Source organism: Bacteroidetes Order II. bacterium (assembly GCA_016788705.1).
Lineage (GTDB): Bacteria > Bacteroidota > Rhodothermia > Rhodothermales > UBA2364 > UBA2364.
Genome location: JAEUSQ010000023.1, coordinates 29,128 through 52,389, shown reverse-complemented (window position 1 = coordinate 52,389; position 23,262 = coordinate 29,128). Strand labels below are relative to the sequence as shown.

Sequence of the window (23,262 nt, the reverse complement as noted above, 5' to 3'; positions counted from 1 at the left end):
ATGACCACACGACTAATGATCATGGCGGCGGGAATGTCGAGCAGGATGAAAAAAATACCTGCTGGGGGCAATATTCCGCCTGAACTGATTGAGCAAGCCCGCTTACGTCCGAAGAGTATGATTGGTGTGGGTGTGGATGGACGTCCTTTCCTGGAATTTCTGTTAGCAGAAGTTGCAGCGGCGGGCATTCAAGAGGTTTTACTGGTCCTCAATCCAATGGACATGGTTACACAGCCCCATATCCGTTCGATGCAAACAGAGGGCCGATTTGCAGGGTTGATTTTCCGGTTTGCAATTCAATACATCGCCCCCGAAAGAATAAAGCCTTCGGGAACCGCCGATGCAGTCTTGCAGGCATTAGTGCAAACACCCGACTGGCAAACGGAACGGTTTTTGGTCTGCAATGCCGATAATCTGTACTCCCGTAAAGTTTTGTATCTTTTGGCTAATTCGCCCTACCCGCAGGTTCTGCCTGCTTATACCTTCGAGGCTTTGGGGTTGCCAGAAGACCGCTATCGGAATTTGGCCATCATTAAAACGGACTCGGAAGGGTATCTGACCGATTTGATAGAAAAACCGGATGAAGAGGCGGCGCAAGCATACCGAGAAGCTGGGTTTGGGGTGAGCATGAACGCCTATGCTTTATTTGCACCCGACGTTTTACCCTTCCTCACAAAGGTCCCATATAGCCCCACGCGCAACGAAAAAGAACTACCTGCCGCAATCCGGCTGCTTGCACAAACACACCCCAAATCTGTCCAGACGATTTTGGTGGCTGAGCCTGTTCCAGACTTAACCGGAATGGAAGATTTGATGGTGGTACGGGAAAAATTGACACAGTATTATGAATAACTTGCCCAACTTGCTTTTTAAATAAAAATGATTACATATTTAAATGGATTGCTGGTGGTCAAAAAACCTACAGAAGCAATTGTTGATATTCAGGGTGTGGGTTATCGTGTGCTGATTCCGGCCTCTTCTTTTCAGAAGCTTCCGGAAACGGGGCAGGTGACTCGGCTTTTTATTCATTATTACATCAATAATAATACCGATACCGTTGCGCTCTATGGCTTTGCTACCGAAAGCGAACGTTCTGTTTTTGAGCGATTGATCAGCGTTTCTGGCATTGGGCCTAAAATGGGGTTGGCGGTACTTTCGGCCATGAATCCGGGCGAACTGCAAGAAGCCATGCTATCGGGTGATGCAGGACTACTGACCAAAATTCCGGGTGTGGGAAAAAAAACAGCCGAGCGAATGATTGTTGAGCTAAAAGATAAATTTGCTGCTTTAGACCTGCCCGCAACTACTTCTTTGCCAAGTGCTTCGCCCGAAAAGACAGCCGCACGAGCAGACGCACTGGCTGCATTAGAGGCATTGGGGCTTTCCCGTGCCCTTGCCGAAAAGAAATTGCGGGTGGTACTTCGAGCGCATCCGGAATTGACTTCGGCACAAGAACTCATCCGGCTGGCTTTGCGAGAAAATGGTTAACTGAATCAGTTGGATATGGCGGCGCTTCATTGTACTTTGGGATGAAGCCGATGTCGGAGGTACGACCAAGGGCACAATCCGTCCAAAAGCGTACCCAATGTACCTACGGCGAAAATCCAAACCTTGTACTTGCTCTTTGGAGCCGAATATACTTGCTACTATGCCCCGCATTTTATTGGTTGACGACGAGCCTGACCTTCTCCAGTTGTTGCGTTACCGCTTAGAGCGCGAAGGCTTTGAAGTATTCTGGGCCGAGGATGGCCAAGAAGCCTTGCAAAAATTACGTGAAACCCGCCCAGATCTGGTTGTGTTGGATGTAATGATGCCTCGTATGGATGGCGTAGAAACATGCAAAAGAATTCGAAATGATATGGCTTTTGCACAGATTCCTATTCTTATGCTTACGGCCAGAACCACAGAAAATGACGAAATCTTGGGGTTGGAAGCGGGCGCGGACGATTATTTGCCTAAACCCGTTTCAACACACCTCTTTATAAGCAGACTGCGCACGCTCTTGAGAAGAACCCAACCCGAAGCCGCACCCGAAATTGAAGTGGCCTCCATGTTTGATATTCGGGTGGATCGGGAGCGGTATCTGGTACTCCGTACCGTAGAAGGGAGGCGCGAAGAAGAAATCCGCCTGCCCAGAAAAGAATTTGAGTTGTTGTATTTTCTGATAACACATCCCGGAAAAGTTTATTCCCGACAGGAAATTCTGAACCAAGTTTGGGGGAGCGAAGTGTTTGTGGTGGATCGGACGGTGGATGTGCATGTGCGCAAAATTCGTGAAAAACTGGGCGAAGAATATATAGAGACGGTAAAAGGGGTTGGATATCGGTTTAAACAATAGCTTTATGCCCGAAACAGGCCGGACGAAATTTCCCATAGACGAGTTGGCCTTGAAAATGGCCTTTATAGCGGCGGCACTAATGGCCACATTGGTGGCTGTGGGTTATCTTGTTCGCGAGGTCATTAGTTTCCAACTACTAATCCTCTTGTCTATACCGGCGATGGGATTGGCCTCGTATTTTGCGGCACGTTTTTTTCTCACCAGCCGAATTGAATTAGCCCATTCAACCCTCCGAAGGATTCGTAAGCGTAATTTTGAAGGTATAGACAGCACCAAACCCCCACATGGAGATGCCTTAGATGAACTCGTTCGGCAAGTTTACCGGATTGGTCATACCATGCAAACAGAGATTAACCGACTAAAGCAACTGGAAAATTATCGGCGTGAGTTTTTGGGCGATGTTTCGCATGAACTGAAAACGCCTATTTTTGCGGTTCAGGGGTTCGCAGAAACTTTACTGGACGGTGCTCTCGAAGACGAGTCTGTAAATCATGCCTTTGTAGAAAAAATCTTGCGTAATGCCGAACGGCTGAACAACCTTGTTGAAGACCTTGCGGCCATCTCGATGATTGAGACAGGCGAGTTGAAGATGAATATCCATTCATTTGAACTTAAATTACTGGTTCAAGAAGTGGCAGACGAGTTGGAGCCGTTACTGGAACGCAACGAGGTTCAACTATTCATTTTTATTCCGGAAAACTTGAGCCTCGTAAAAGCCGATCGCGACCGCATACGCCAAGTATTGGCAAACTTATTGACCAATGCCATCAAATATAACCGTTCAGGTGGACGAATTGAAGTGACCGCCCGGAGGGTAGGGACAAAAGATGTGTATATTTCGGTTACGGATGATGGGTTGGGGATTGCACCAGCGCATTTAGGCCGCATCACCGAGCGATTTTATCGTGTGGACAAAAGCCGTTCACGAGACCAAGGCGGGACAGGATTGGGGCTGGCCATTGTAAAACATATCCTCGAGGCCCATAAAAGCCATTTGGATGTTGAAAGTACTTTGGGTAAAGGTTCAACCTTTTCATTTTTATTACCCATCCAACCCATTACCTTGAGCATAGAGGCGGTTTCTATGCCTCCTGCTGGCATAAACTAAAGGCTACTGTTCCGTTGGGTGATAAAGCCCATATTTTATACAACTTCCGCATTTGCCAGACATGTTATACTCGGCACAAGATTTGTACGCCCCTGGACAATTGGCCATTGACAATCTAATTGCAACCGCCAATTGGATGATGAACGAACTCACCAAAGGATTGGCGCCTTATCAGATTACATTGGCGCAGTATAAAGTCTTGTTGTATCTGTATAAGCAGTATCCAGCGCATGTTACGGTTTCTCAGATTGGTGAAAACCTGATTGACCGGACACCGGATGTTACAAGATTATTAGACCGGTTAGAAAAGCAGTTGTGGATTCTTCGAAAGCGGGCCGAGCACGATAAGCGCATTGTAGAGGTTCATTTGACCGATTCTGGGCGGGCTTTGGTAGAAGCTGTTCAGGAACCGCACGACCGAATCATTGATCGCTTATCTGGTATCTTATCTAATGCCGAGCACTTACTATTGATAGATTATCTTGAGCGGCTTCGTCGGGCCCCACTTTAAAGAATGGATGCTTTCGAGGAATCGGCTTCTGGTTCCTGAATGCCAGAACCGAGCAACATGGCCCCCCCTGCGAGCCCTAAATCTTTAAGAAGCGCGGTCAGGTATCCAAAAGCTTCTTCTCCACCCGCCCATACACCGGGTAAATGTATGATGAAAATATAGAGGGAGAGCAAGATAACCAGCATGGTCATGGCTGGGCGGGTGTATTTTTGTATGTATATACTAATGGCGGCTGCAATTTGACTTACGCCGGTCAAGTACACCAATGCCAAATCAAAAGGAACCCATTCAGGCATGATCCCGCCAATCTGCGGCGCAGCCAATAGGTGCTTCACGCCAAAAAGAAAGAAGGGGAGCGAAAATAAAATCTGCCCTGTTCGGGCATTTAAAATAGCAGCATTCAGGCGCTTCATCTGTATGTTGGAAATCTTTGAAAGAATGATCATGGTTTATCAAAGCCCAAAATAGGTTTTTTCGGTTGGTAAACGCCAAATACTGCGAAGATTTTACTTTTTTCAGATTTGGGGAATCGTCAAATAAAAAAAATCAGCCAAACAGATCGAACCTCTTGGTACTGCTTTATTTTCCGGTATGCGATACCTAATTCCTATATTCGTTTTGGCCGTTTTTTGTGGCATATTCCGCCCTGTAATGGCCCAAGAAAAACCTTTGAAGGGTTTGGTTTGGGATATTCCCAAAACCGAAAAAGAGGCCCTCACCGAGCTGAAGGCGCTGCATAAAATTGGTGTGCGGGCATTGCGTACACGCTTGGTGTGGCGTGATACCCTTTTTGCGTTGGCAGACTCGATGGGGATGGTGTTTTTTCAGGAGTTGCCGTTTTCCGACCTCTCGGTGAATGAGCTCCGGCAAGCGCTGCCTTATGCCATCAAGACCTTGTCCAAGAATATCGAAAAGTCAAAAAAATACCGCTCTGCCCGATATTTTGGCTTGGCGCAAAATTGTGATACCAGTGATCCGGCTGCGATGACCTATTTTTCTGGCCTGATGAATGTGATTCGGACAAAAGGAGCGCCTTTTACACAAGGGTATTACACCACTTCGTTTACAAAACGGGATCAGGCCTTCCCTTCGGTGGACTTTGTTTTGGTCAAAGCAGTAGATCGAGACGACCCTGTATTACTTGCCCGCCAGATGAACCAGCAAACAGGTGGCAAGCCCATGGGGGTGGTCTTGGGGATGGGGGTTTCTCGTGAGAAGCGAGAAGGTTATAAAGTACAAAATAGCCCCGAGGCACAGGCGAGGTACCTGGAGAATAAACTAAATAAACTCTTATTTGTACCACAAGTACCCTTGAAAGTGATCTTTGTTTACCGGTGGAAAGATGTCCCCGGTTCGATGTTTGCCCAAAGTGCCACTACAGACCATAACTTGGGGTATGGAGTTCTGGGGGCTGATGGAAAGCCAAGACCTGGTTACGAGGTGATGAAAGGAATTTTTACGGGCAAACAAACCGTTTTTGCGTTTAAAGCGGGTACGCCGTTAGAACAAGATCAGGTATGGATGATCATCTTGGGATGGATCATCATTGCGCTTATTGTAATCGCTTATATCCTTTCGTACCGCTTGCAAGATATTTTGCCACGTTTTTTTATGGCGCATGATTCTTACCAGGAATATCTGCTCCGCTCAAGGGATGCACATACCGGAACCAATGCGCTCCTGATTGTGGCATTTGGGCTTTGTGCCGGACTTTCGAGCGTGATTATTTTCTACGCCTTACGCCCCTACGCCGCATTTGGATATTTTGTACAAGAACTCCCTTCCTTACCACAGTTTATTGTGCTTGCGGCACTACGTTTGCCTTGGAGTTTTTCCTTATTGGCGATGTTGGTTTTTGCGTTTGTAATGGTAGTTATTGCATTGGGTTTGTATGGATTCGCCCGATACGTTGGGCAGCATAACATCACGCCGCAAAAAACACTCATGGTTACGGTATGGGCGCAATGGCCTATGGTCCTTTTGATGCTTGCTTCGATGGTTACTTTTAATATTTGGGGAACTTCCAGCATGTATCCACCGCTCTATTTGTTGGTGTTTTGGGCTGTCTTAAACATACTCGCTTTTTTTCAGATTGCGTATGATTTTGCCTATATCATTAAGAAGCCAACTTGGATGTTGGTTTTGGGTGGGGTGGGTATTTTTACGTTGGTACTGATTGTTTTTCTGCTGTTTCGGTTTCCGGAGATGTCTTCAGAATGGAACTTCCTGTCCAACTTGGTCAGAGAAGGGCTTGAACGGAGCGTTGCTTCTCCTCAATCTTTTTAGGGGAAAAATGTCTGGTAATAAACCGCAAAAATTAGGCTTGGTGCTCTCTTCTCTTATTGATAAGTGGGGAATGCGCGAACGTATGGAAACCGCAAAGGTGATCGAAACGTGGGCCACACTTGTCGGGCCGCAGATTAATGGGGTAACCGACGCCGTTTGGCTCAAAGATAAGCGCCTTTTTGTTCGAATCATTTCGCCAGCATGGCGGCAAGAACTTTACATGCGCAGAAAAGAATGGCTACAACGCCTGAATGAAGAACTCGAAGGCGGAGGGGTGGAAGAAATTGTTTTCCGATGAGAGACCTGCAATACGTAGAGGTTGTCTATCAACAAGCATAAGAGGTTGCAAATCATTTAATCAACTGGCGAATACACGCCAAATGGGCAAATAAAACGCTGGGTACAATAAAAGACGGCAGCCACAAAAAAGGAAAATACAACATCGCTCGGTTTGGTTGTTCAAAGGCGTACATTTGCAGAACAGAGGGCAGGGCCAAAATACCATGTACCACAATGATGAGCAGGAAAACCAGCCCAATCACATTCCAACCCAATAAAAATGGCTTAAATAAACGGGTCTGGGTATAGCCAAAATAGGCAATAATTGGTGAGGTTAAGCCCATTATAATGTCGAAATTATGACCGGAGAAAGTCATCTCTTCTGGTATTAGTTTTTGTTGTGACAACCAGAATAAACCAATTTCAATAGGTACTCGGACAAGGTGTAGGTAGGTAAGGGTCTCTGCCGACACACGTTCCACAAACTGTTTCGAGGCCATAAATAAGGCAATAATGACCAAAATCGGTGGTAAAATAAGCCAAATGGCGCGTGGGGGAATTCCAGAGGTATCGGTGTAAAATCCTGTAAGCCCCAAAATGGCTTGACCTACAAGCCAGACGAGTGCCAGTATTACAAACCGAGGAGCCATATCCCGCGTACTGGTGTAGCCCGCATTTCGGATGGCCCGAAATACAAACCAGAACGTAAGCAACGTGGTAAAGATGAAGATAGAAGGGATATGAAGTGGCAGGGGTGGCATGGGAAAGTGTTCTGATGGTAAGCAATGCCTACCCGTTAAAGGCACATTGGAATGAAGGTTTTACGTAAAACGATTGCACGATAGGCATAATAAAAAAAAACGGTGGCGGTTGCAAACGAAGTGTCCATCTGGAATTAGGAATGTGGTATATGCCACGTATAGGTATAGGCTGGCGGAATATTCCGGAGGACTACCGGACTGCGCTTTGCATGTCCATATCGGTCATTCATGTATTGTCGAAACGCCATTGCTTGTGGTATCCGGGAAGCATGAAGGTATTGAAATGTTCTGAACACACTGCCCGGCGTCAGCAGGTGGGTCAGGTTTTCCAAGATGGCCGCCCGCACCGGTGCAGGCAAGGTGGCAAAGGGCAGGCCTGAAATAATATACTTAATGGGTCCTTCTGCATGTTCATTCGAGATATGAACGGCATTGACAGCATCTCCCGCTACAAAACGAAGATGTGGAAATCGTTTTTGTAACAATGTCACAAAGTGCGGATCGCGCTCAATGCCCAAATAACAGGTGGCCTGGGGAAGTCGGTCATTCAGGGCTTGTGTCAGAGACCCCGTGCCGGGGCCTAATTCCAATACCGTTTGGCCCGGTTTAATCTCCAAGCCTTCGACCATAGCACGGGCTAAAGCGGGAGAACTCGGCATCAATGCACCTACATGCAAAGGGTTTCGAAAGCCTGCTTTAACAAAATGAAAAATTTCACTCATGTTATCAAGAAAACGTACGGTGTGCCTAAAAACGGCCCAAGAAAGCAAGATACGAAATTTAGCACCAAGGCTCTTGCTTTTATTGTCTAAATTGCGTGTTTCGGCAAAGCAGGTACCACTAATAAAACCTGTTCACGCTCCACGATAACCGCGCCAGGAGCACCTTTCCTGGCTTTTCGGACAAACTTTCGCTCCGTATAAATGACGGGAGCCAAAGAGCTGTTTTTGGCTTGGCTAAAATAAGCCGCAATGGCTGCTGTCTGCTCTATTACACTTTTGGGTGGAACTTGGGTTTTGGAAGACCGTCTGAGCAATACATGTGATCCGGAAACGCCCCGTGCATGGAGCCATAAATCATGTTTTTGGGCATTTTTGAACGTCAGTAAATCGTTTTCGCGTGCATTCCGACCAACCCAAACCTCGTATCCGGCAATTTGAAAACGCCTAAATGGCTGTATTTCCTGTCCAAGGTGTTGATGTCCAATCAATTTGGTCAATACTTCTGCATATTGGACCTGAAAGTGCTCGACGGATTGGGCAGTTCTTAGTTGCGCCAATGTTTGTATCAATCCCAAAATGGTTTCCAAGAGGGCTTCTGTCTCCAGCCAACGTTCTTCGGCATAGAGGCGAGATTGTCGGGTTTTGCGTGCTTTATCATAATAGTGCTGGGCATTTTCTACCCCATTTTTTTTGGGGTCGAGTGGGACTACCTCCAAAGAACCGGGATCAAATAAGTCGGAAAGATGCACCTCCGTTTGGCCATTCGGAATGGGGGAGCCTTGTGCCATAAGCAGGTGGGCCCATTTTTCATACCGGTCTGCCCGACTGGGCTGCGTCAGTTCGTGTGCCATTTGTTGCGACCGGAAGCGTGTTTGTTCTGCCGCATTCTCTAAGGCTTTTTGCAGCGGATCATGCAGGCGCTGGAATGTGTGTTGGCCGAGGAATCTTCGCCAATATACCCGTACAGCGGCATCGGTTGTGGGGAAAGACTCCTCCCGAAAGGCTGACAAATGAGCAAGGGGGATCAGTGAAAACGCCACCAAACGCTCGCCCTCCCAGTAAAGACGGGGTTTTGGTCGAGACAGCTCTGTCAAAAGGGAGTGTGAGGTCTCAAAAAGTGCCTTCACTGAGGATGCATGGGGCCATGTACCTTCGAGCCGATATAATACTTCGGTTGAAAGGAGTTCGTTGAGGAAAGGTACGGTACGGCGCAACTGTTGTACCCACGTTTTGCTTCCAGAAGCTGCTTCCCAGCGCTTGGTAAAGGTTTCAAAGGACACGACTTCTTCAGCCGGACGCATGGCCGGAGGTGGTTGCCCGATCCACTTATGCGCCGCTTTGAAGGCATCTATAACGTGTCCATCCGCATCTAACAAAAAAACATTGGCCTGTGGTCCAAATAGCCGCATCTGGATTTGTAAGTGGTTGTCTAAGTGGATCAAAAGGAAGCGGTCACGGTCTGCTACCGTGATTTTGGTGATGCTCCGGCCAATGGCTGGCTCAAAACGGGTGAGGACATTTCGTTTGGCGCGGTTATATCCTTCAGTCATAAAAACCCCTGTTCTGCCTGTGTTGGCCTGGGCCCGAAGTGCGTAGTCCCCTTGTGGCGTACCTATTGCCAATACCAGTTCACCCTTGCTCTGCGAATAGACATCGCCCAAGACCGCATTATTAAATTGGTCTTGCCATTCTATGGCCAACGCTTTTAGGGTGAAATAATGTGCAATCATCGAAAAAAAGACGAACGTTATACGAAAGGCAGGTTGGTTTTTAGAAATTAACCATACCCACTATAATAAAAGCGGAAATTCAGACAGCAACACAATTTACCCATAAAACTTCATCTTCCCATGAAAATTGCCTTATGGATGATCGGGAAAACCGCCGAACGGTACTTGGAAGAAGGGATGGCCGTCTATGAAAAACGATTAGGGCACTATGTACCGTTCGAGGTTACGGTTCTGCCGGATGTAAAACAGGCAAAGAACCTAGGTGTGGCCCAACTGAAAGAAGCCGAATCAGTATTGGTATTGGATCGGCTAGATAAGCGCGATGTCTTGGTATTGTTGGACGAAAAAGGTAAAACGTTTGGTTCGGTGGCTTTTGCAAAATGGATGGAAGGGCAAATGAACCAGTCGGTACACCGTATGGTCATGTTGATTGGTGGGGCATATGGGTTCTCGGAAGACATTTATCGTCGGGCACAATTTCAAATTTCGCTCTCAGAAATGACGTTTTCTCATCAATTGGTTCGGTTGGTTTTTTTGGAGCAGTTATATCGTGCCATGACCATCCTCAAAGGCGAGCCGTATCACCACGTATAAACCAAATAAAAACATGAATATCAGCAAAATATTCTTGGTTGTTGGCGCATTATTGGCCGGCATCGCCGTTGCCGCAGGTGCTTTTGGTGCGCATGGCCTGAAGAACATGGTGACCCCAGAACGCCTACAGGTTTTCGAGATTGGGGTACGGTACCAGATGTATCATGCACTTGCGCTTTTGTTGTTGGGTTGGATGATGCGGTCTGTACAAGTGGACCTTACATTGGTGGGATGGCTTTTTATTGCTGGTATTGCCTTGTTCTCGGGAAGTTTGTATGTATTGGTTTTGGGTAACTTTCCGCGTTTGGGTATGGTGACTCCATTAGGTGGCGTGGCCATGATTGCCGGTTGGGTATTGTTGGCGTATAAACTCTGGCGTGGATAAGCGTTAAATCCGGTGGAGTTTGATAATCTTCACCGGACAATTCTTGGCGGCGAGTTCGTTTTCTTCCCACTCGTGGTCATCCACCACTACTGTGTAGAAGCCGCCATTGCGTTCCTCGCCCCCTACAAGGGTACATTTGCCGTCTTTGTGGGATACGCGCCAGCGATAGTCCGCCGCCTCTACACAGGCATTACAGCCGATGCACTTGGCGCGTTGATGAATAATGCGAATCATGCTTTGACGGGAGCCAATTTGTACAACCGATCCGAAGGTCGGATTTTGCCTTCTACCGGAAGCGTAAATACATCGCCTTTTTTGACCTTTTCTACGGGTTCGTTGTTGACTCTTAGCTCCGAGACGATGAACTGGAAGTAGCCACTGGTGGGGCCTGTAATAATCATTTCGTCGCCCACGGAAAGGCTACTGGATTCGCAGATAAATTCCGCAATTTGTATCTTGGGGAAGTAGTTAAGTCCTTTGGCCACAAAAACCTTTTGCTTGGCTGCTTTGGAGCCGGGTACATCCGACCACTCGCCCATTTTACGACCCAAATAATATCCATCCCAAAAACCACGGTTGTACACCGTAGCCAATGCTTCCATCCAGCCATCAATTTTCTCGCGGGTATAAGTACCGTCTAAATAAGCATTAATGGCCTCATTATAGGCTTTGGTGACGGTATAAACGTAGTCGGGTGCGCGGCCACGGCCTTCCAATTTGAGCACCCGAACGCCCGCGTCCAAAATTTTGTCTATAAAATCTATGGTACACAAATCTTGGGCAGACATAATGTATTCATTGTCCACCTCGAATTGCATGCCCTCTTCTTTATCGGTGACAATGTAGCTCCGGCGACAATTTTGAATACAGGCACCTCGATTGGCCGAGGCAAAATGGGAGTGCAGGCTGAGGTAACATTTTCCAGAAATGGCCATACACAGTGCACCATGCGCAAAAATTTCCAACTGCACCAATTCTCCCGAAGGTCCGGTAATATCGCGCCGTTTGATCTCGCGGCTGATGTCGGCCACTTGTTTGAGGCTCAATTCGCGCGCCAGCACCACCACATCCGCAAAGTTTGCATAAAACTCCACGGTGTCTATGTTTGAAACATTGGCCTGCGTAGAAATATGAATTTCCATCCCGATCTTCTTCGCGTAATTCATCACGGCATGGTCTGCGGCGATAATGGCCGTAATTCCACTGTCTTTGGCGGTTTGTACGATATTCCGCATGAGCGAAATATCATGGTCATAAAGAATCGTATTTAGGGTAAGATAGGTGCGGATCTCATGCTCTTGGCCAATCTGTGCAATCTGCTTTAGGTCCTCTAACGTAAAGTTATTGGACGACCGTGCCCGCATATTTAATTGTTCCACACCAAAGTAAACGGAATCGCAACCGCCTTTGATGGCAGCCCACAAGGCTTCGTAAGACCCCGCCGGGGCCATGAGTTCAATGCTTCGGTTCATGATGCTGGGGATGTATCGGGTGGACGCAGCGCTTGCGACAAGTTGCCGGGCGTTGTCTGTTGAAATTGGCCTCTTCAAACCGTGTAACGGCGCTTTTGTTTCCGAAACGCCAAGATCAGGGCGAAATCCTGAGACGATACCCGTCGGAATCGGTCCATAACTGTACCGACGTGCCAAATGCAGCCGTCAGATGTGTACTGGTAAGGACGTCGGTTAGAGTACCTGCGGCGATCACGTGTCCGGTCCCCAAAATGAGGGCATGGGTAAAAGAAGGGGTAATTTCCTCTATGTGATGGGTCACCAAAACCACGGCTGGTGCATCGGGTTGGTGGAGGAGTTTTTCTACAAAAGCCAGAAACCGAACCCGGGCCACGGGATCGAGACCTGCGCAAGGTTCGTCTAAAATCAAGAGTGCAGGTTGGGCCATACGGGCGCGGGCAATGAGTACCCGTTGGCGCTCACCCTGAGAAAGGAACCCCCACGCTTGGTTTTCAAGATGCAGAATTTCCGTTTGCGCCATCAAAAAACGGGCCTTTTCGATATCTATGGGCGTAGGATCTGTCCATAGGTTAAGTTGCGCATACTTCCCGCTCACCACAACGTCTAGTGCCATTTCGTTTTCTCTGATCCTCGGGATCAGCCCGGCACTCACCAATCCAATGTGTGTGCGTAGTGCCCGCCAATCGGTACGACCAAAAGTTTTCCCCAGCACCTCAATCTTTCCTGAAGTTGGTGGCATATATCCTGCCAATGCGTGCAGAAGGGAGGTTTTCCCAGCGCCATTAGGCCCTAAAATCACCCAATGGTCTCCAGATTCTACCCGCCAGTGAATGTTTTCCAGGATACGTTTCCGGCTGCGCGTAAGGAACATGTGCTCCACTTGGATAATGGGTGGGTTTGACAACGGCAAAGACATTAGGCATCCTTTTTGATTAATTCTTGGATAGATATTGGCTTTCCTGGAAAGATAGCCTCTTTTTAACCAAAGAAACCGAAGCGTGTTATGAAGACCACAAAAATCCATTTTGTCTTGCTGGTTGCCTTCTCTATGCTGGGAACGGGCCTCTGGACACAAGCCCAAAATTCAAGCCGGAAAACCCTACTAAAGCCCTCCAAGCCCAAAGAAATAACGTCTAGAGCCGCATTAAAGCGCTATCAATGGGTACTGGTTCAGCTATCCGATGCGCAAGGAAACGCAAGGGTATCGGGACAAAAAATCTTTCTCCAAGTTGATCCTTCACTAAAAAGTATAGGTGGGAATGGCGGTTGTAACGTCTTTGGTGGCGACCTCAAAGCCACAGCTCGTGTCCTAAAAATTGGCCCTTTGATGTCCACAAAAATGTACTGCGACGAAGCCAGTAGATTGGAAAATCGCTTCTTGGAAATATTGGACGGTGAAAAAACATATAAAATTTCCGGGCGAAAACTCACCATCCGGGGTCAAAAACCCAATACCGTATTGGTATTCATGGCTCGGCCACGACAAAAGAATTAATTTATGGCCGACCTCAATAAAAAGTTTTGAAAAGATGTACATTAAAGATGGTTGGAGGGAAATTCTATCCATCTTTTTTAGTTTAATCACACAGACGAAATGGCCGCCAAGCGATCTATGCCCCAAAAGTCCAAACATTCGACTCTCCCTAAAGGAGGACTAAGATGGACGCTTTTAGGGGTGGTTGTGTTGATAATTGCGTTTTATTTCATACAACAATGGATGAATACCTATTCACGCCCCAACTTTGATGGTGGCCGCGCTTTTACGCACGTGGTGAAGCAGGTGGCATTCGGACCCCGAATTGCTGGAACGTCTGGTCACGAAAAAGCATTAGCCTATTATAAACAAATACTTACGCCGCTTGCCGAGCAAGTAACACCCCAATCGTTCGAATGGCGCGACCGGAAAGACACAACCAACGTTTGGCGGGGGACAAACCTTGTCGCCTCGTTTAATCTAAAAGCCACCCGCCGTATTTTATTACTCGCCCATTGGGATACGCGGCCCTTCGCAGACCAAGACCCTGATCCCACCAAGAGAAACAAGCCCGTACCTGGGGCAAATGATGGGGCTTCGGGGGTGGCGGTGTTGCTAGAATTGGCACGTATCCTGCACGAAAATCCTTTGGAATTGGGCGTGGATATTTTGTTGACGGACATGGAGGATCTGGGTGATTATGACCATGATGAAAACCCTGATGGCCGCAATCCTTTTTCTATTGGCGCACAAAAATTTGTAGAGATGAATTCCGACTATACACCAGAATATGGCGTTTTATTAGACATGATTGGTGATAAAAATCTTCGGATTCCTTATGAAAAATTTTCTATTACCAACGCGCCGGATGTGATGGAAAAAGTGTATGCCGCCGCTGAAAGGGCTGGAGCAAGGGCTTTTGTGCGGGAAGATGGACAAGCGGTAACAGACGATCATATCCCCTTTTTAAGACGTGGAATTCCTGTGGTGGATTTGATAGACTTTGAGTATAAATATTGGCATACGATACAGGATACACCCGATAAATGTAGCCCTGAAAGCCTAAAACAGGTCGGTCAAACAATGGTGGAATTACTGTATCATCGTTAGTATTGATCTGTTGTAATTTATTAATAATTTTTAGTATGGGTTTGGTAAGTGGTATTTTTTAATAAAATATCTATTTTGTCATGAATTAAGTTATAGTAAAAATATATGCGACAATTTTTTTATAAGCTTCTCTCGGTATATGCAAAAAAATTTCATGCACTTAAAATTGTAGGTAAGCCTATAAAGGACAGTCGAAAATATTTGTTCTATGAAAAGAATCAGCACCTTACCTTCTGGTTTAATATGGAAGTAAATTATGAACCTAAAATAAAGGCAATCATAAAGTCTTACCTCTCCCCATCTGATCTTGTTTTTGATATTGGTGCCAACATTGGGCAATATGCCATGTCTTTCTCTGAATGGGTTCCAAAAGGCGCTGTCGTTGCATTGGAACCGGATTATAAAAATTTTGCATTTCTTCAGTTAAACGCCGCCCTAAATCATTGTGAAAATGTTACATGCCTCAATATTGGGATCGGAAGAGAAGATACATCCATGATCTTCTATCGGGATACGGAAACGGGTGGTAGGGCAGGTTCTTTTTTGAAAGAAATGGTGGGAGCGCATTATAAAGGCCATAAAATGGACGTTGCTGTGAAAAGTCTTGATTCAGTTATTCAGGATTATGGAATGCCTAACTTTGTTAAAATTGATGTTGAAGGTTTTGAATTAGAGGTGTTGAAAGGGTTAAGTTTTGTTTTAGATAGATGTATATTTATGATTGAAGTGAGGTCTGAAACAAAAAAAGAAGTTTTTGCTTATTTTGTTGAAAAAGGCTATGTTTGTTATTGGATTGATGAAGGCGAGGAATTAATAAAGAGTGTAAATGAAGTGCCGGATTTTGCAAATTTATTGTTCGTAAAGGCATAAAAAAGGCTTTCAGTTATGCCAGAAAGCCTTTGATGTAGCCAAGTAATGTTGTTCTTATTTGTCATTTGGACATAGTTTTTTCCAATCCGAAAAAGAGCCAATGAAATCTCTTACCTCTTGATCGTCCCGCAAATAGATCTGTATATCTGTTATTTTCCATTCCTGACCAGTTTTGACACCATCTACATATTTCCCTCCTTGAATCTCGAAAGCAATTTGCGAGGCCAGATTGTTTACAACCCCCATAAAATAAACACGGTTGCGGCTGGATCGGGTGCGATTTACATCCACGACCGGATTGGCGCAATATTGATTGCTAAATTTGTGTATCCCTTTAAAGGCCTTTTCGATCACACGTTGTAAGGTTTCCTCGCCATGTCCATTTAACAAAGTGGTGCTCCCCTCCTGATAATAATACGATCCCATCATTTTCCGTAAGAGCGCTTCAACCGATTCAGGGGTTCCTTCCCGAATCTGGCGATAGACAAAGGTTGCGGCTTCGTTGGCATCTTTGAAGGCTGGAATCGTGACTTGAGGCAGGATCGACATGCGTTCATTGATTTGTCGGTTGGCCTCTATCACGGCCAAGGTAGGCATTCTGCGAACTTCGTCGGCATTTAGCTCGCGAGAACTCAGGATTTTACGCTCACCAAAAGACGAGATCATTCTCTGCCACGGTTGGGTCATTTCGTCGCGGTAAAATCGTACTTCGTACAGTTGCTCTACGGTTTCTAATTTGGTGTTGGAAGCAATTTGCTCGGAGACCACTTTCATGTTGAATACGACACGCATGGGTGTTTCCCAATTAAACGTTGGAATCAATGTTGGACCTTCTTTCAAGGCCACAATTTTTCCATAATAATACCCGAAAAACTTGGCACGATCGGCATTGATCATGGCCATGATTTCGTCCTCTTTGGGGTCTGGTAAACCGTCGTATTTGGTTTGGCCTACGTAGAACTGCTTCCAAGCGTATTTTCCGGCGCCTGTATATTGGTAAATGGCAGTGCCATAAAGCATGACTTTCAAGCCTCCGTATTGGGTTGATTTCTTGAGGACTTCTGCACCACGTCGCCATTCCCAATTTCCGAAGGCATCGTTCCAAGAGCGGACACCTGTGCCCAACAGTTTAACAGAAAGAGTGTTGGCATCTGTAAGCTTTGCGCGAATCTCGGCATCGCTGGGCTGTGCTTGGGTGGATAAGGTAAGTATAAATAATAAGATAAGAAGATAGAAGTGTTTCATAGATGTTTGCGGTTATGATGTGGTTATACCGGGGTATTTCGCCCGATGTCACCCTCTTACGCCGAAGAAGACCGCAAAAGTGATCAGGGGAAGCCATTCTTTAGACGATTTTCGAACACGTCCAAGCCCAGGCCGTCTGTGGTTAAATACCAGACGCAATCAAAAGTTCAATGTCCCGATGAGGCATATTAAACATGGCTGCGAGGCTTTTTTTGGTGAGGTGGCTTCTATATACATAGGTACCATTACGCAAACTGGTGTTATACCATAGCGCATTGTTGATGCTGCCTTGTTCGCCGATATCGAGCAAGTAGGGTACCAATACGTTAGACAACGCGATGGAAGACGTACGTGCGACAGCAGAAGGGAGATTAGGAATGCAACAATGGATGACGCCGTGTTGGACAAAGGTGGGATGAGAAAAGGTGGTAGGACGACTCGTTTCAATACACCCTCCTTGGTCCATCATAAGGTCTATCACCACCGATCCCGGACGCATCTCGGCCACCATTTCTTCGGTGATGAGTACTGGAGAGCGTTGGCCGTGTTTCATTTTTGCACCAATCACCACATCGGCACTGCGTATGGCTCGGCGAAGATATTGAGGGGTTGCCATTGCTGTCGTCACGTTGCGGCTCAGGAAGTGCTCTATTTGTCTTAGGGGGCCGAGTTCGGTGTCTAAGACCATGACATTGGCTCCATATCCTAATGCCGTGCGAGCCGCCCACTCTCCGATGATGCCCGAACCCAGAATAACAACTGTCGCAGGGGGGATGCCGGAAATTCCGCCCAAGATTAGGCCGCGTCCGGCAGAAGTACTTTCAAGGAAACGGGTAGCCAATTGAATGGAGAGTGCCCCCGTTATTTCGTGCATCATCCGTACAATGGGAAAGGTGCCGTCCGGATCTCGGATAAACTCGAATCCAATAGCCGTTATGCGTTGTGTCATCAACTTCTGAATAAGTCCAGCGGTTGCACTTCCCAAGTGTAGGGCCGAGATCAAAATCTGGCGATCTTGTAACAGTGCCAATTCCTCTCCGGTGGGTGGGAACATTTTGGCAATTAATTCGGCCTGTGCGTAAAGGTCGGCGGCAGAATTGGCCAATTGCGCCCCCGCGAGGAGGTAGAGGTCGTCTCCAAAACGTGCGGCTTCCCCTGCGCCTTTTTCCACAAATACAGCATGGCCTGCATTGATGAGGGTTTCAACGCCTTCGGGGGTTACCGCTACCCTTCGTTCTTCGGCAACGGTTTCTTTTGGAATGCCAATTTTGAGCTGGTTTTCACCCCACTGCTTTTGGGCTGTTTTTTCAAGGGTCAAAACCCCCTGTTCTATTGTAAAACCATGAATGCTCGAAATTTCCATAGGACTTGACTATTAAGGGAAGGGGGAAGCCATAGGTGTGATAGCCCAGCGTGCCGCGAGAATGCTTGTTGCAACGGCCACATTAAGGGATTCTACCCCACTATTTCCGGCACCTGAAATATACACCATTTCATTGCAAATAGTACGGACCTCTGTGGCGAGCCCATGTGCTTCTGAACCAGCAATTAATACCGATGGCGTTTGGGGTTGCCATGCTTCTATGGGTGTTCCGGCAAGATCTGCCGCATAAAGCCGAAATCCTTGTCGCTTCAAAGGCGTAAGGGCTTCAATTAACGAAGGAACTTGGAACAGCTGAACATCCCAGAGACCGCCCATTGTGGCACGCACCACTTTCGGCTGGAAAAAGTCGGCGGTGGCCCCATCGGCTACGATGGCTTCAATACCAAACCAAGCCGCCGTTCGGATGAGTGTGCCCACGTTGCCCGGATCTTGAATTCCGTTTAAGGCTAGGATGCGGCGGTATTTGGGGAGGGTTTCCGGTAAGGTTTTAGGGATCTTTGCGACGGCCAAAACCCCTTGTGCCTGTACCACATCCGAGCATTTGGCAAAGTCGGAAGCATGAGCAATATACACCTCAACCGACTTTCTGCGGCAAGCGGTCAGCAGTTTGGGTGTTGGGGTTGTTCCTTCGGAGATGAGCAAGAAGGCCAACTCGTCCTTTTCGATTGCGAGCGCGGACTGCACAGAACGCATTCCTTCTACCACAAACAGGCCATCGCGTTTACGAAATTTCTTCTGCTGAAGCGCAATAATTTGCTTAATCAGGCTTTTGGAGGCAGGTGGGAAGATGGTCATCATAGCATATATAATGGAGCAAATAGGATCGTTCAGAAATCAGTAAAAAGCAAACGAAAAGCGTGCTATTTTCTGATCGGAAGTTTAAGTGTCATGGCTAATATATGAAAAGCGCTTCCGTTCTTGGAATGCGATTCCTCCTTTCCGATATTGTAATGTTTGGTGGTTTTTTAATGGTCTAAACAATATACACCAACTCAAACCCACCAACATTGACCCTTTAATCTGACCTAATACGCAAAAAAAATGTCTTTCGAGAAAAACGTCTATGCGGTCTCTTTGCAACACGAGATTGCGATGAAAGTGGAATCCGAAAACCCTTTCGAGGCCATGATGGCTCGCTTTAAAGTAGCTTCCGATATTCTAGAACTGGATTCCGGAATGTTTGAATTCCTCAGTACACCCGCACGGGTACACATCACCGCAGTCCCGGTTGTGATGGATTCTGGCGAATTGAAAGTGTTTGAGGGCATACGTGTCATTCATAGCGATACGATGGGACCTGGAAAGGGCGGTATCCGATTTGCCCCCGACGTTCATGTGGACGAGGTAAAAGCGTTGGCGGCTTGGATGACTTGGAAATGTGCCGTGGTCTCTGTTCCATTTGGTGGCGCTAAGGGGGGAGTGCGGTGCGATCCGTCCAAGATGAGTCCGGGCGAGCTGGAACGACTCACAAGGCGTTATACCGCCAATCTGATTGATGTATTCGGGCCAGACCGGGATATTCCAGCACCCGATATGAACACCAATGAACAAATTATGGCTTGGATCGTGGATACCTATTCCATGCATATGCGCCGTACCGAAACTGCCGTAGTAACGGGAAAACCCATTGTGTTGGGGGGGTCGCAAGGGCGTGTGGAGGCCACAGGGCGGGGAGTAATGACCTGCACCTTGGCAGGTATGGAAAAATTGGGCCTTCGACCGAATCAAGCCACGGTTGCCGTACAGGGATTTGGCAATGTGGGATCGGTAACAGCAAAATTGCTCCAAATGCAGGGATGCAAAATTGTAGCCGTAAGTGATGTTTCCGGAGGGTACTACAATGAAAATGGCTTAGACATCGAGGCGATGATTGCGTATTCCAAAAATAACCGCAATTCTTTGGCAGGTTATCCGGAAGCTACACCCATAGACAACGAAACCTTACTCACCTTGGATGTGGACGTTTTGGTACCCGCAGCCAAAGAAAACCAGATTACCGTTCCGATCGCCGAGAAGGTCAAAGCGAAAATCATTGTGGAAGGTGCAAACGGCCCCACCGTTGCCCATGCAGATAAAATCTTGCATGATAAAGGCATTATGGTGATCCCAGACATTCTGGCCAATGCTGGCGGGGTTACGGTTTCGTACTTCGAGTGGGTGCAGGATCGTCAAGGATACTTCTGGTCTAAGGAACGGGTAAACCGTCGTTTAGACCGAAAAATGGAAGAAGCATTCCATGATGTGTATCAGACGGCTGCTAAATACGATATCTCGCTCCGCATTGGTGCGTATGTGATGGCGATAGACAAGGTAGCACGGGCACTTCGCCTGAGAGGAATTTACGCCTAACGCAATGTTGCCTTATATAAAGGCCGCGATTCTCCGTCGTGGCCTTTTTTTATTGTTCAACTGGAAGCCCCGCATAGGCCATCACGCGCAAGGCATTCGTCGTTGGGCAGGGGCCAGGCCGGAGACGGTAATCAAAAGTCATTTTGCCGTCTGTAATTTCTTCGCGGAAGTGCAAATTCCGCAAATGCGTCAGTTCATCTTCCAACTTAATCAGGTCTAAGTCATGCGTAGAAATCAGCCCACCACCTGGCGTTTGGGCTAGGCCTTTTACATAACTTCGGCTTCCAGCTAAACGTTCACGGTTGTTGGTTCCACGGAAGATTTCGTCAATCAGATAAAAAAGAGGTTTGTTTTCCGTCTGTTGGGCCGCATCCAGCAAGATCTTTAGGCGCTTCACTTCCGCATAGAAGTAGGAAATCCCGTCATTCACCGAGTCCGAAACATTCAAACAGGTAAATAAGCGGAATCCACCGAGGCGCATTTGGCGGGCATTCACCGCTGTTCCGGCATAGGCCAATACCAAGTTAATCCCTATGGTTCGCAGGAAAGTACTTTTTCCCGACATATTGGAGCCTGTTATAAGCCCAATTTCTTGTGGATGTGCATGGGTGAAATTATTTGTAATGCGGTTTTGAGGTGGGATCATTGGATGCCCCAATTCTTGTGCCTCCAAAATAGGCTTTTCAGAATGGATTTCTGGAAAAACGACTCCCACATGGTCTTGTGCAAAGTTGGCCAACGCCGATAATCCTTCTACCTGTGCGTGGGCTTCTATCCAACGATGAAGCATCATACCCAACTTTGCTTTTTCGCGCTCCAGCAACCAAGTACATATATATTGCCACGGCACCAATGTATTCAGCAAGACAAATAAAAACTCATTTCGGGTATAAGAAATGGCGGTTGCTATGTGGCGTAGGGTTTTTAGGTGGAAAGAGGGCCGAGATGTTGTGTTTCTAAAAACATCCAATATTTCCAATAGTGGTGCTTGGGCAGGAACCCGAACAGTTTCTAAAAACAAAAAAGGATCGCTGATACGCTGTACGTATCGTTCTACGTCCAAAGCCGCATCAAAGGTGTTCTTAAGTTTTTGAAAATGAAGGATATAAATAAACCAATAGATAAAAACCCCTCCTATCCAAAATGCTGGCAACAGAACGAATAAGACAAGATTCAGGGCCGAAAGTCCCAACATCGGCAACAGTCCTTGCCATAATTTGGACAGATCCGTCACAGGTTGTAAGATTTTCTCGGAGTCCGGAAGCGGTTCTTTTTGGCTATGGAGGGCTAAAGTACCCACCAAGCGTAAGCGCTCACGAAAGTGGGAGCGTGTCGCTAAGTCTTTAATCCAACGCTGGTTACGCTGTGTTTGTTCAAGGTCTGGCACCTCGGTAAGCAAATGGTTTTGTAGCCATTCTAAGGATTTGGGCGCGGTAGTGGTATTGAGCAACGTGAGCAGCGAACGTGGGCCTACCAAATTCAGATCGTGTGCAAAGGGGTGATCTGTCGTTACCGGAAGAGGGTCGGTGGTCGGAATGTTTTTCCAATCCAGACGAATGCGTGCAAGGCGATCTTCTAAGAGGGTTGTGTGCATTCGTGAGCGCCGAATAGCGGCCTCTACCTGCTTGTGCCGACGCGCCAAAAGGCCAAATACTGCCGCTCCAGACAAACCCACCAAAACCCCCGCAGCGCTGTAATTATAGGCCCACAAGCCATATGCCAGCGCAACGGTTCCCAAAAAAACACCAATCCGCCATCCAGAAAGACGACGATGCCCCGCCAACCAACGATTTTGAATCCGCTTCTGACGTGCAATTCTATTTTCAAAAGAAAGCATAAATTCAATCATTCAGTTCTCATCCCTACCGACGACTACAAATGCTCCGGGCTACAACCCGCCCGACGGTTCGTAACGAGTTCATTCTTCCACCCGTCCCTGTAGGTGATTATAGTCTTTAAGTATGGTCTCCAAAAACGCTATGTGTTCCATAGATGATTGGTAGCCCAGTTTTTTCTCTACTTTTCTACGGGTTTTTAAAACCAAAAGAGGTGCATTATCCGCAAACTTATTTTCAGAAAGTTTTAAAACCTCTCGAATGATGCCTGCTTCCTGATCTGTCAGAAGTGCCGCATCCGGGAATACTGGTGAATAGATTGTTTCTACTTCTTCAAAAATGGTTTCAGCAAACGTAATGTCTTTTGGGACGCGGACAACCGTAGTGCCGGCGGCCATGTCGCCCATTCGTTGACCCTTGCGGTTAAATAGCATAGTCAAAAGCGTTAATGACCCTTGAGAAGCATAATTTTCCACAAAACCCAATAACCACCGTAGCAAAAAATTCCCCAATGTTGGTTCGCGGCCATCTAAGCGTACCACTTTGATTCGTACAATTTTTTTGCCAAATGTTTGCCCACCCAAAAAATACTCTGTAAGAAGGGGATACAATACGGGGGGCAGCAAAAATAGGATGATCATCCATCTGGGTGGATCCCCAATACCTCTAAACATGGCTGTAAAAATACCCAAAAGATAAATGATTTGAATAAGATAATCTATGATAAACGCCCCAATGCGTTCACCAACACTCGCGGCTTTGTAATGTATGGAAATGTTTTGGGTGGTGCGGATGTTTAAGTCACTCAT

Annotated in this window: 25 protein-coding genes; 13 read left to right on the top strand and 12 right to left on the bottom strand. The window is 47.0% G+C overall.

What is annotated here, in order from left to right; genetic code table 11:
* The 5 genes from JNN12_05920 to JNN12_05900 all read left to right on the top strand — a co-directional run bounded on the left by JNN12_05920 (position 1) and on the right by JNN12_05900 (position 3,957).
* On the top strand, positions 1-852 hold the full coding sequence (locus JNN12_05920; GenBank protein MBL7977858.1) for an NTP transferase domain-containing protein: 852 nt from the start codon (positions 1-3) through the stop codon (positions 850-852).
* A 27-nt stretch (positions 853-879) separates the two neighbouring features.
* Positions 880-1,488 carry a Holliday junction branch migration protein RuvA gene (gene ruvA / locus JNN12_05915; GenBank protein ID MBL7977857.1) on the top strand — a complete coding sequence of 203 codons (609 nt, stop codon included), beginning with the start codon at positions 880-882 and terminating at the stop codon, positions 1,486-1,488.
* A gap of 160 nt (positions 1,489-1,648) precedes the next feature.
* The gene (locus JNN12_05910) at positions 1,649-2,338 is read left to right on the top strand and encodes a response regulator transcription factor (GenBank protein ID MBL7977856.1); all 690 of its coding nucleotides are present in this window, start codon (positions 1,649-1,651) and stop codon (positions 2,336-2,338) included.
* 4 nt (positions 2,339-2,342) lie between these two features.
* Positions 2,343-3,446: a histidine kinase gene (locus tag JNN12_05905; protein MBL7977855.1), complete on the top strand. Its 1,104-nt coding sequence runs from the start codon at positions 2,343-2,345 to the stop codon at positions 3,444-3,446.
* A 52-nt stretch (positions 3,447-3,498) separates the two neighbouring features.
* Complete coding sequence (locus JNN12_05900; protein MBL7977854.1) at positions 3,499-3,957, top strand: MarR family transcriptional regulator; 459 nt, start codon at positions 3,499-3,501, stop codon at positions 3,955-3,957.
* Here JNN12_05900 and JNN12_05895 read toward each other — a convergent pair.
* Positions 3,954-4,403, bottom strand: a complete 450-nt coding sequence (locus tag JNN12_05895; GenBank protein ID MBL7977853.1) for a hypothetical protein — start codon at positions 4,401-4,403, stop codon at positions 3,954-3,956. The two genes, JNN12_05900 and JNN12_05895, sit on opposite strands and share 4 nt — an antisense overlap.
* Before the next feature lie 145 nt (positions 4,404-4,548).
* On the opposite strand from JNN12_05895, the gene JNN12_05890 reads away from it, so the two are divergent.
* Together JNN12_05890 and JNN12_05885 are read left to right on the top strand one after the other, a co-directional pair.
* Positions 4,549-6,243 carry a hypothetical protein gene (locus tag JNN12_05890; protein ID MBL7977852.1) on the top strand — a complete coding sequence of 565 codons (1,695 nt, stop codon included), beginning with the start codon at positions 4,549-4,551 and terminating at the stop codon, positions 6,241-6,243.
* Positions 6,244-6,250: 7 nt separating this feature from the next.
* Entirely contained in the window at positions 6,251-6,541 is a 291-nt protein-coding gene (locus JNN12_05885; protein ID MBL7977851.1) for a DUF721 domain-containing protein, read from the top strand.
* 52 nt (positions 6,542-6,593) lie between these two features.
* Here JNN12_05885 and JNN12_05880 read toward each other — a convergent pair whose 3' ends face one another.
* From JNN12_05880 to JNN12_05870, 3 genes are all read right to left on the bottom strand, one after another.
* On the bottom strand, positions 6,594-7,283 hold the full coding sequence (locus tag JNN12_05880; protein MBL7977850.1) for a hypothetical protein: 690 nt from the start codon (positions 7,281-7,283) through the stop codon (positions 6,594-6,596).
* 134 nt (positions 7,284-7,417) lie between these two features.
* Complete coding sequence (locus JNN12_05875; GenBank protein MBL7977849.1) at positions 7,418-8,005, bottom strand: methyltransferase domain-containing protein; 588 nt, start codon at positions 8,003-8,005, stop codon at positions 7,418-7,420.
* 86 nt (positions 8,006-8,091) lie between these two features.
* Positions 8,092-9,735: a DUF814 domain-containing protein gene (locus JNN12_05870; GenBank protein MBL7977848.1), complete on the bottom strand. Its 1,644-nt coding sequence runs from the start codon at positions 9,733-9,735 to the stop codon at positions 8,092-8,094.
* Between the two features lie 120 nt (positions 9,736-9,855).
* On the opposite strand from JNN12_05870, the gene rlmH reads away from it, so the two are divergent.
* Both rlmH and JNN12_05860 read left to right on the top strand, forming a co-directional pair.
* Positions 9,856-10,329: a 23S rRNA (pseudouridine(1915)-N(3))-methyltransferase RlmH gene (rlmH, locus tag JNN12_05865; protein MBL7977847.1), complete on the top strand. Its 474-nt coding sequence runs from the start codon at positions 9,856-9,858 to the stop codon at positions 10,327-10,329.
* 13 nt (positions 10,330-10,342) lie between these two features.
* A complete protein-coding gene (locus JNN12_05860; GenBank protein ID MBL7977846.1) occupies positions 10,343-10,714 on the top strand; it encodes a DUF423 domain-containing protein in 372 nt (123 codons plus the stop codon).
* 3 nt (positions 10,715-10,717) lie between these two features.
* Here JNN12_05860 and JNN12_05855 read toward each other — a convergent pair whose 3' ends face one another.
* From JNN12_05855 to JNN12_05845, 3 genes are all read right to left on the bottom strand, one after another.
* Positions 10,718-10,948 carry a ferredoxin gene (locus JNN12_05855; GenBank protein MBL7977845.1) on the bottom strand — a complete coding sequence of 77 codons (231 nt, stop codon included), beginning with the start codon at positions 10,946-10,948 and terminating at the stop codon, positions 10,718-10,720.
* Positions 10,945-12,165 carry a U32 family peptidase gene (locus JNN12_05850; GenBank protein ID MBL7977844.1) on the bottom strand — a complete coding sequence of 407 codons (1,221 nt, stop codon included), beginning with the start codon at positions 12,163-12,165 and terminating at the stop codon, positions 10,945-10,947. The genes JNN12_05855 and JNN12_05850 overlap by 4 nt, the downstream gene beginning before the upstream one ends.
* Positions 12,166-12,301: 136 nt before the next feature.
* Complete coding sequence (locus JNN12_05845; protein ID MBL7977843.1) at positions 12,302-13,102, bottom strand: ABC transporter ATP-binding protein; 801 nt, start codon at positions 13,100-13,102, stop codon at positions 12,302-12,304.
* Between the two features lie 87 nt (positions 13,103-13,189).
* Between JNN12_05845 and JNN12_05840 the strand changes: the two genes are divergently transcribed.
* The 3 genes from JNN12_05840 to JNN12_05830 all read left to right on the top strand — a co-directional run bounded on the left by JNN12_05840 (position 13,190) and on the right by JNN12_05830 (position 15,640).
* Positions 13,190-13,681 (top strand): META domain-containing protein, encoded by a 492-nt coding sequence (locus JNN12_05840; protein ID MBL7977842.1) that lies wholly within the window; start codon positions 13,190-13,192, stop codon positions 13,679-13,681.
* A gap of 99 nt (positions 13,682-13,780) precedes the next feature.
* On the top strand, positions 13,781-14,770 hold the full coding sequence (locus tag JNN12_05835) for a M28 family peptidase (protein MBL7977841.1): 990 nt from the start codon (positions 13,781-13,783) through the stop codon (positions 14,768-14,770).
* Between the two features lie 105 nt (positions 14,771-14,875).
* Positions 14,876-15,640, top strand: coding sequence for an FkbM family methyltransferase (locus tag JNN12_05830; protein ID MBL7977840.1), 765 nt, complete (start codon positions 14,876-14,878; stop codon positions 15,638-15,640).
* A 54-nt stretch (positions 15,641-15,694) separates the two neighbouring features.
* Here the strand turns inward: JNN12_05830 and JNN12_05825 are convergent, their stop codons facing one another.
* The 3 genes from JNN12_05825 to JNN12_05815 form a co-directional block, all read right to left on the bottom strand.
* On the bottom strand, positions 15,695-16,885 hold the full coding sequence (locus tag JNN12_05825; GenBank protein MBL7977839.1) for a hypothetical protein: 1,191 nt from the start codon (positions 16,883-16,885) through the stop codon (positions 15,695-15,697).
* Between the two features lie 142 nt (positions 16,886-17,027).
* Complete coding sequence (locus JNN12_05820; GenBank protein MBL7977838.1) at positions 17,028-18,248, bottom strand: alanine dehydrogenase; 1,221 nt, start codon at positions 18,246-18,248, stop codon at positions 17,028-17,030.
* 12 nt (positions 18,249-18,260) lie between these two features.
* Positions 18,261-19,067 (bottom strand): RNA methyltransferase, encoded by an 807-nt coding sequence (locus tag JNN12_05815; GenBank protein ID MBL7977837.1) that lies wholly within the window; start codon positions 19,065-19,067, stop codon positions 18,261-18,263.
* Positions 19,068-19,310: 243 nt separating this feature from the next.
* Here JNN12_05815 and JNN12_05810 point away from each other — a divergent pair, with 243 nt between their 5' ends.
* The gene (locus JNN12_05810; protein ID MBL7977836.1) at positions 19,311-20,618 is read left to right on the top strand and encodes a Glu/Leu/Phe/Val dehydrogenase; all 1,308 of its coding nucleotides are present in this window, start codon (positions 19,311-19,313) and stop codon (positions 20,616-20,618) included.
* Positions 20,619-20,667: 49 nt separating this feature from the next.
* Here JNN12_05810 and JNN12_05805 read toward each other — a convergent pair whose 3' ends face one another.
* Positions 20,668-22,455: a hypothetical protein gene (locus JNN12_05805; protein ID MBL7977835.1), complete on the bottom strand. Its 1,788-nt coding sequence runs from the start codon at positions 22,453-22,455 to the stop codon at positions 20,668-20,670.
* Between the two features lie 81 nt (positions 22,456-22,536).
* Positions 22,537-23,262: an RDD family protein gene (locus JNN12_05800; protein ID MBL7977834.1), complete on the bottom strand. Its 726-nt coding sequence runs from the start codon at positions 23,260-23,262 to the stop codon at positions 22,537-22,539.

Bases quoted from the DNA above. Each gene is read 5' to 3' on its own strand.
- JNN12_05920 (MBL7977858.1), top strand. From the start codon at position 1: ATGACCACACGACTAATGATCATGGCGGCGGGAATGTCGAGCAGGATG.
- ruvA (MBL7977857.1), top strand. From the start codon at position 880: ATGATTACATATTTAAATGGATTGCTGGTGGTCAAAAAACCTACAGAA.
- JNN12_05910 (MBL7977856.1), top strand. From the start codon at position 1,649: ATGCCCCGCATTTTATTGGTTGACGACGAGCCTGACCTTCTCCAGTTG.
- JNN12_05905 (MBL7977855.1), top strand. From the start codon at position 2,343: ATGCCCGAAACAGGCCGGACGAAATTTCCCATAGACGAGTTGGCCTTG.
- JNN12_05895 (MBL7977853.1), bottom strand. From the start codon at position 4,403: ATGATCATTCTTTCAAAGATTTCCAACATACAGATGAAGCGCCTGAAT.
- JNN12_05890 (MBL7977852.1), top strand. From the start codon at position 4,549: ATGCGATACCTAATTCCTATATTCGTTTTGGCCGTTTTTTGTGGCATA.
- JNN12_05885 (MBL7977851.1), top strand. From the start codon at position 6,251: ATGTCTGGTAATAAACCGCAAAAATTAGGCTTGGTGCTCTCTTCTCTT.
- JNN12_05880 (MBL7977850.1), bottom strand. From the start codon at position 7,283: ATGCCACCCCTGCCACTTCATATCCCTTCTATCTTCATCTTTACCACG.
- JNN12_05875 (MBL7977849.1), bottom strand. From the start codon at position 8,005: ATGAGTGAAATTTTTCATTTTGTTAAAGCAGGCTTTCGAAACCCTTTG.
- JNN12_05870 (MBL7977848.1), bottom strand. From the start codon at position 9,735: ATGATTGCACATTATTTCACCCTAAAAGCGTTGGCCATAGAATGGCAA.
- rlmH (MBL7977847.1), top strand. From the start codon at position 9,856: ATGAAAATTGCCTTATGGATGATCGGGAAAACCGCCGAACGGTACTTG.
- JNN12_05860 (MBL7977846.1), top strand. From the start codon at position 10,343: ATGAATATCAGCAAAATATTCTTGGTTGTTGGCGCATTATTGGCCGGC.
- JNN12_05855 (MBL7977845.1), bottom strand. From the start codon at position 10,948: ATGATTCGCATTATTCATCAACGCGCCAAGTGCATCGGCTGTAATGCC.
- JNN12_05850 (MBL7977844.1), bottom strand. From the start codon at position 12,165: ATGGCCCCGGCGGGGTCTTACGAAGCCTTGTGGGCTGCCATCAAAGGC.
- JNN12_05845 (MBL7977843.1), bottom strand. From the start codon at position 13,102: ATGTCTTTGCCGTTGTCAAACCCACCCATTATCCAAGTGGAGCACATG.
- JNN12_05840 (MBL7977842.1), top strand. From the start codon at position 13,190: ATGAAGACCACAAAAATCCATTTTGTCTTGCTGGTTGCCTTCTCTATG.
- JNN12_05835 (MBL7977841.1), top strand. From the start codon at position 13,781: ATGGCCGCCAAGCGATCTATGCCCCAAAAGTCCAAACATTCGACTCTC.
- JNN12_05830 (MBL7977840.1), top strand. From the start codon at position 14,876: ATGCGACAATTTTTTTATAAGCTTCTCTCGGTATATGCAAAAAAATTT.
- JNN12_05825 (MBL7977839.1), bottom strand. From the start codon at position 16,885: ATGAAACACTTCTATCTTCTTATCTTATTATTTATACTTACCTTATCC.
- JNN12_05820 (MBL7977838.1), bottom strand. From the start codon at position 18,248: ATGGAAATTTCGAGCATTCATGGTTTTACAATAGAACAGGGGGTTTTG.
- JNN12_05815 (MBL7977837.1), bottom strand. From the start codon at position 19,067: ATGATGACCATCTTCCCACCTGCCTCCAAAAGCCTGATTAAGCAAATT.
- JNN12_05810 (MBL7977836.1), top strand. From the start codon at position 19,311: ATGTCTTTCGAGAAAAACGTCTATGCGGTCTCTTTGCAACACGAGATT.
- JNN12_05805 (MBL7977835.1), bottom strand. From the start codon at position 22,455: ATGCTTTCTTTTGAAAATAGAATTGCACGTCAGAAGCGGATTCAAAAT.
- JNN12_05800 (MBL7977834.1), bottom strand. From the start codon at position 23,262: ATGAGTGACTTAAACATCCGCACCACCCAAAACATTTCCATACATTAC.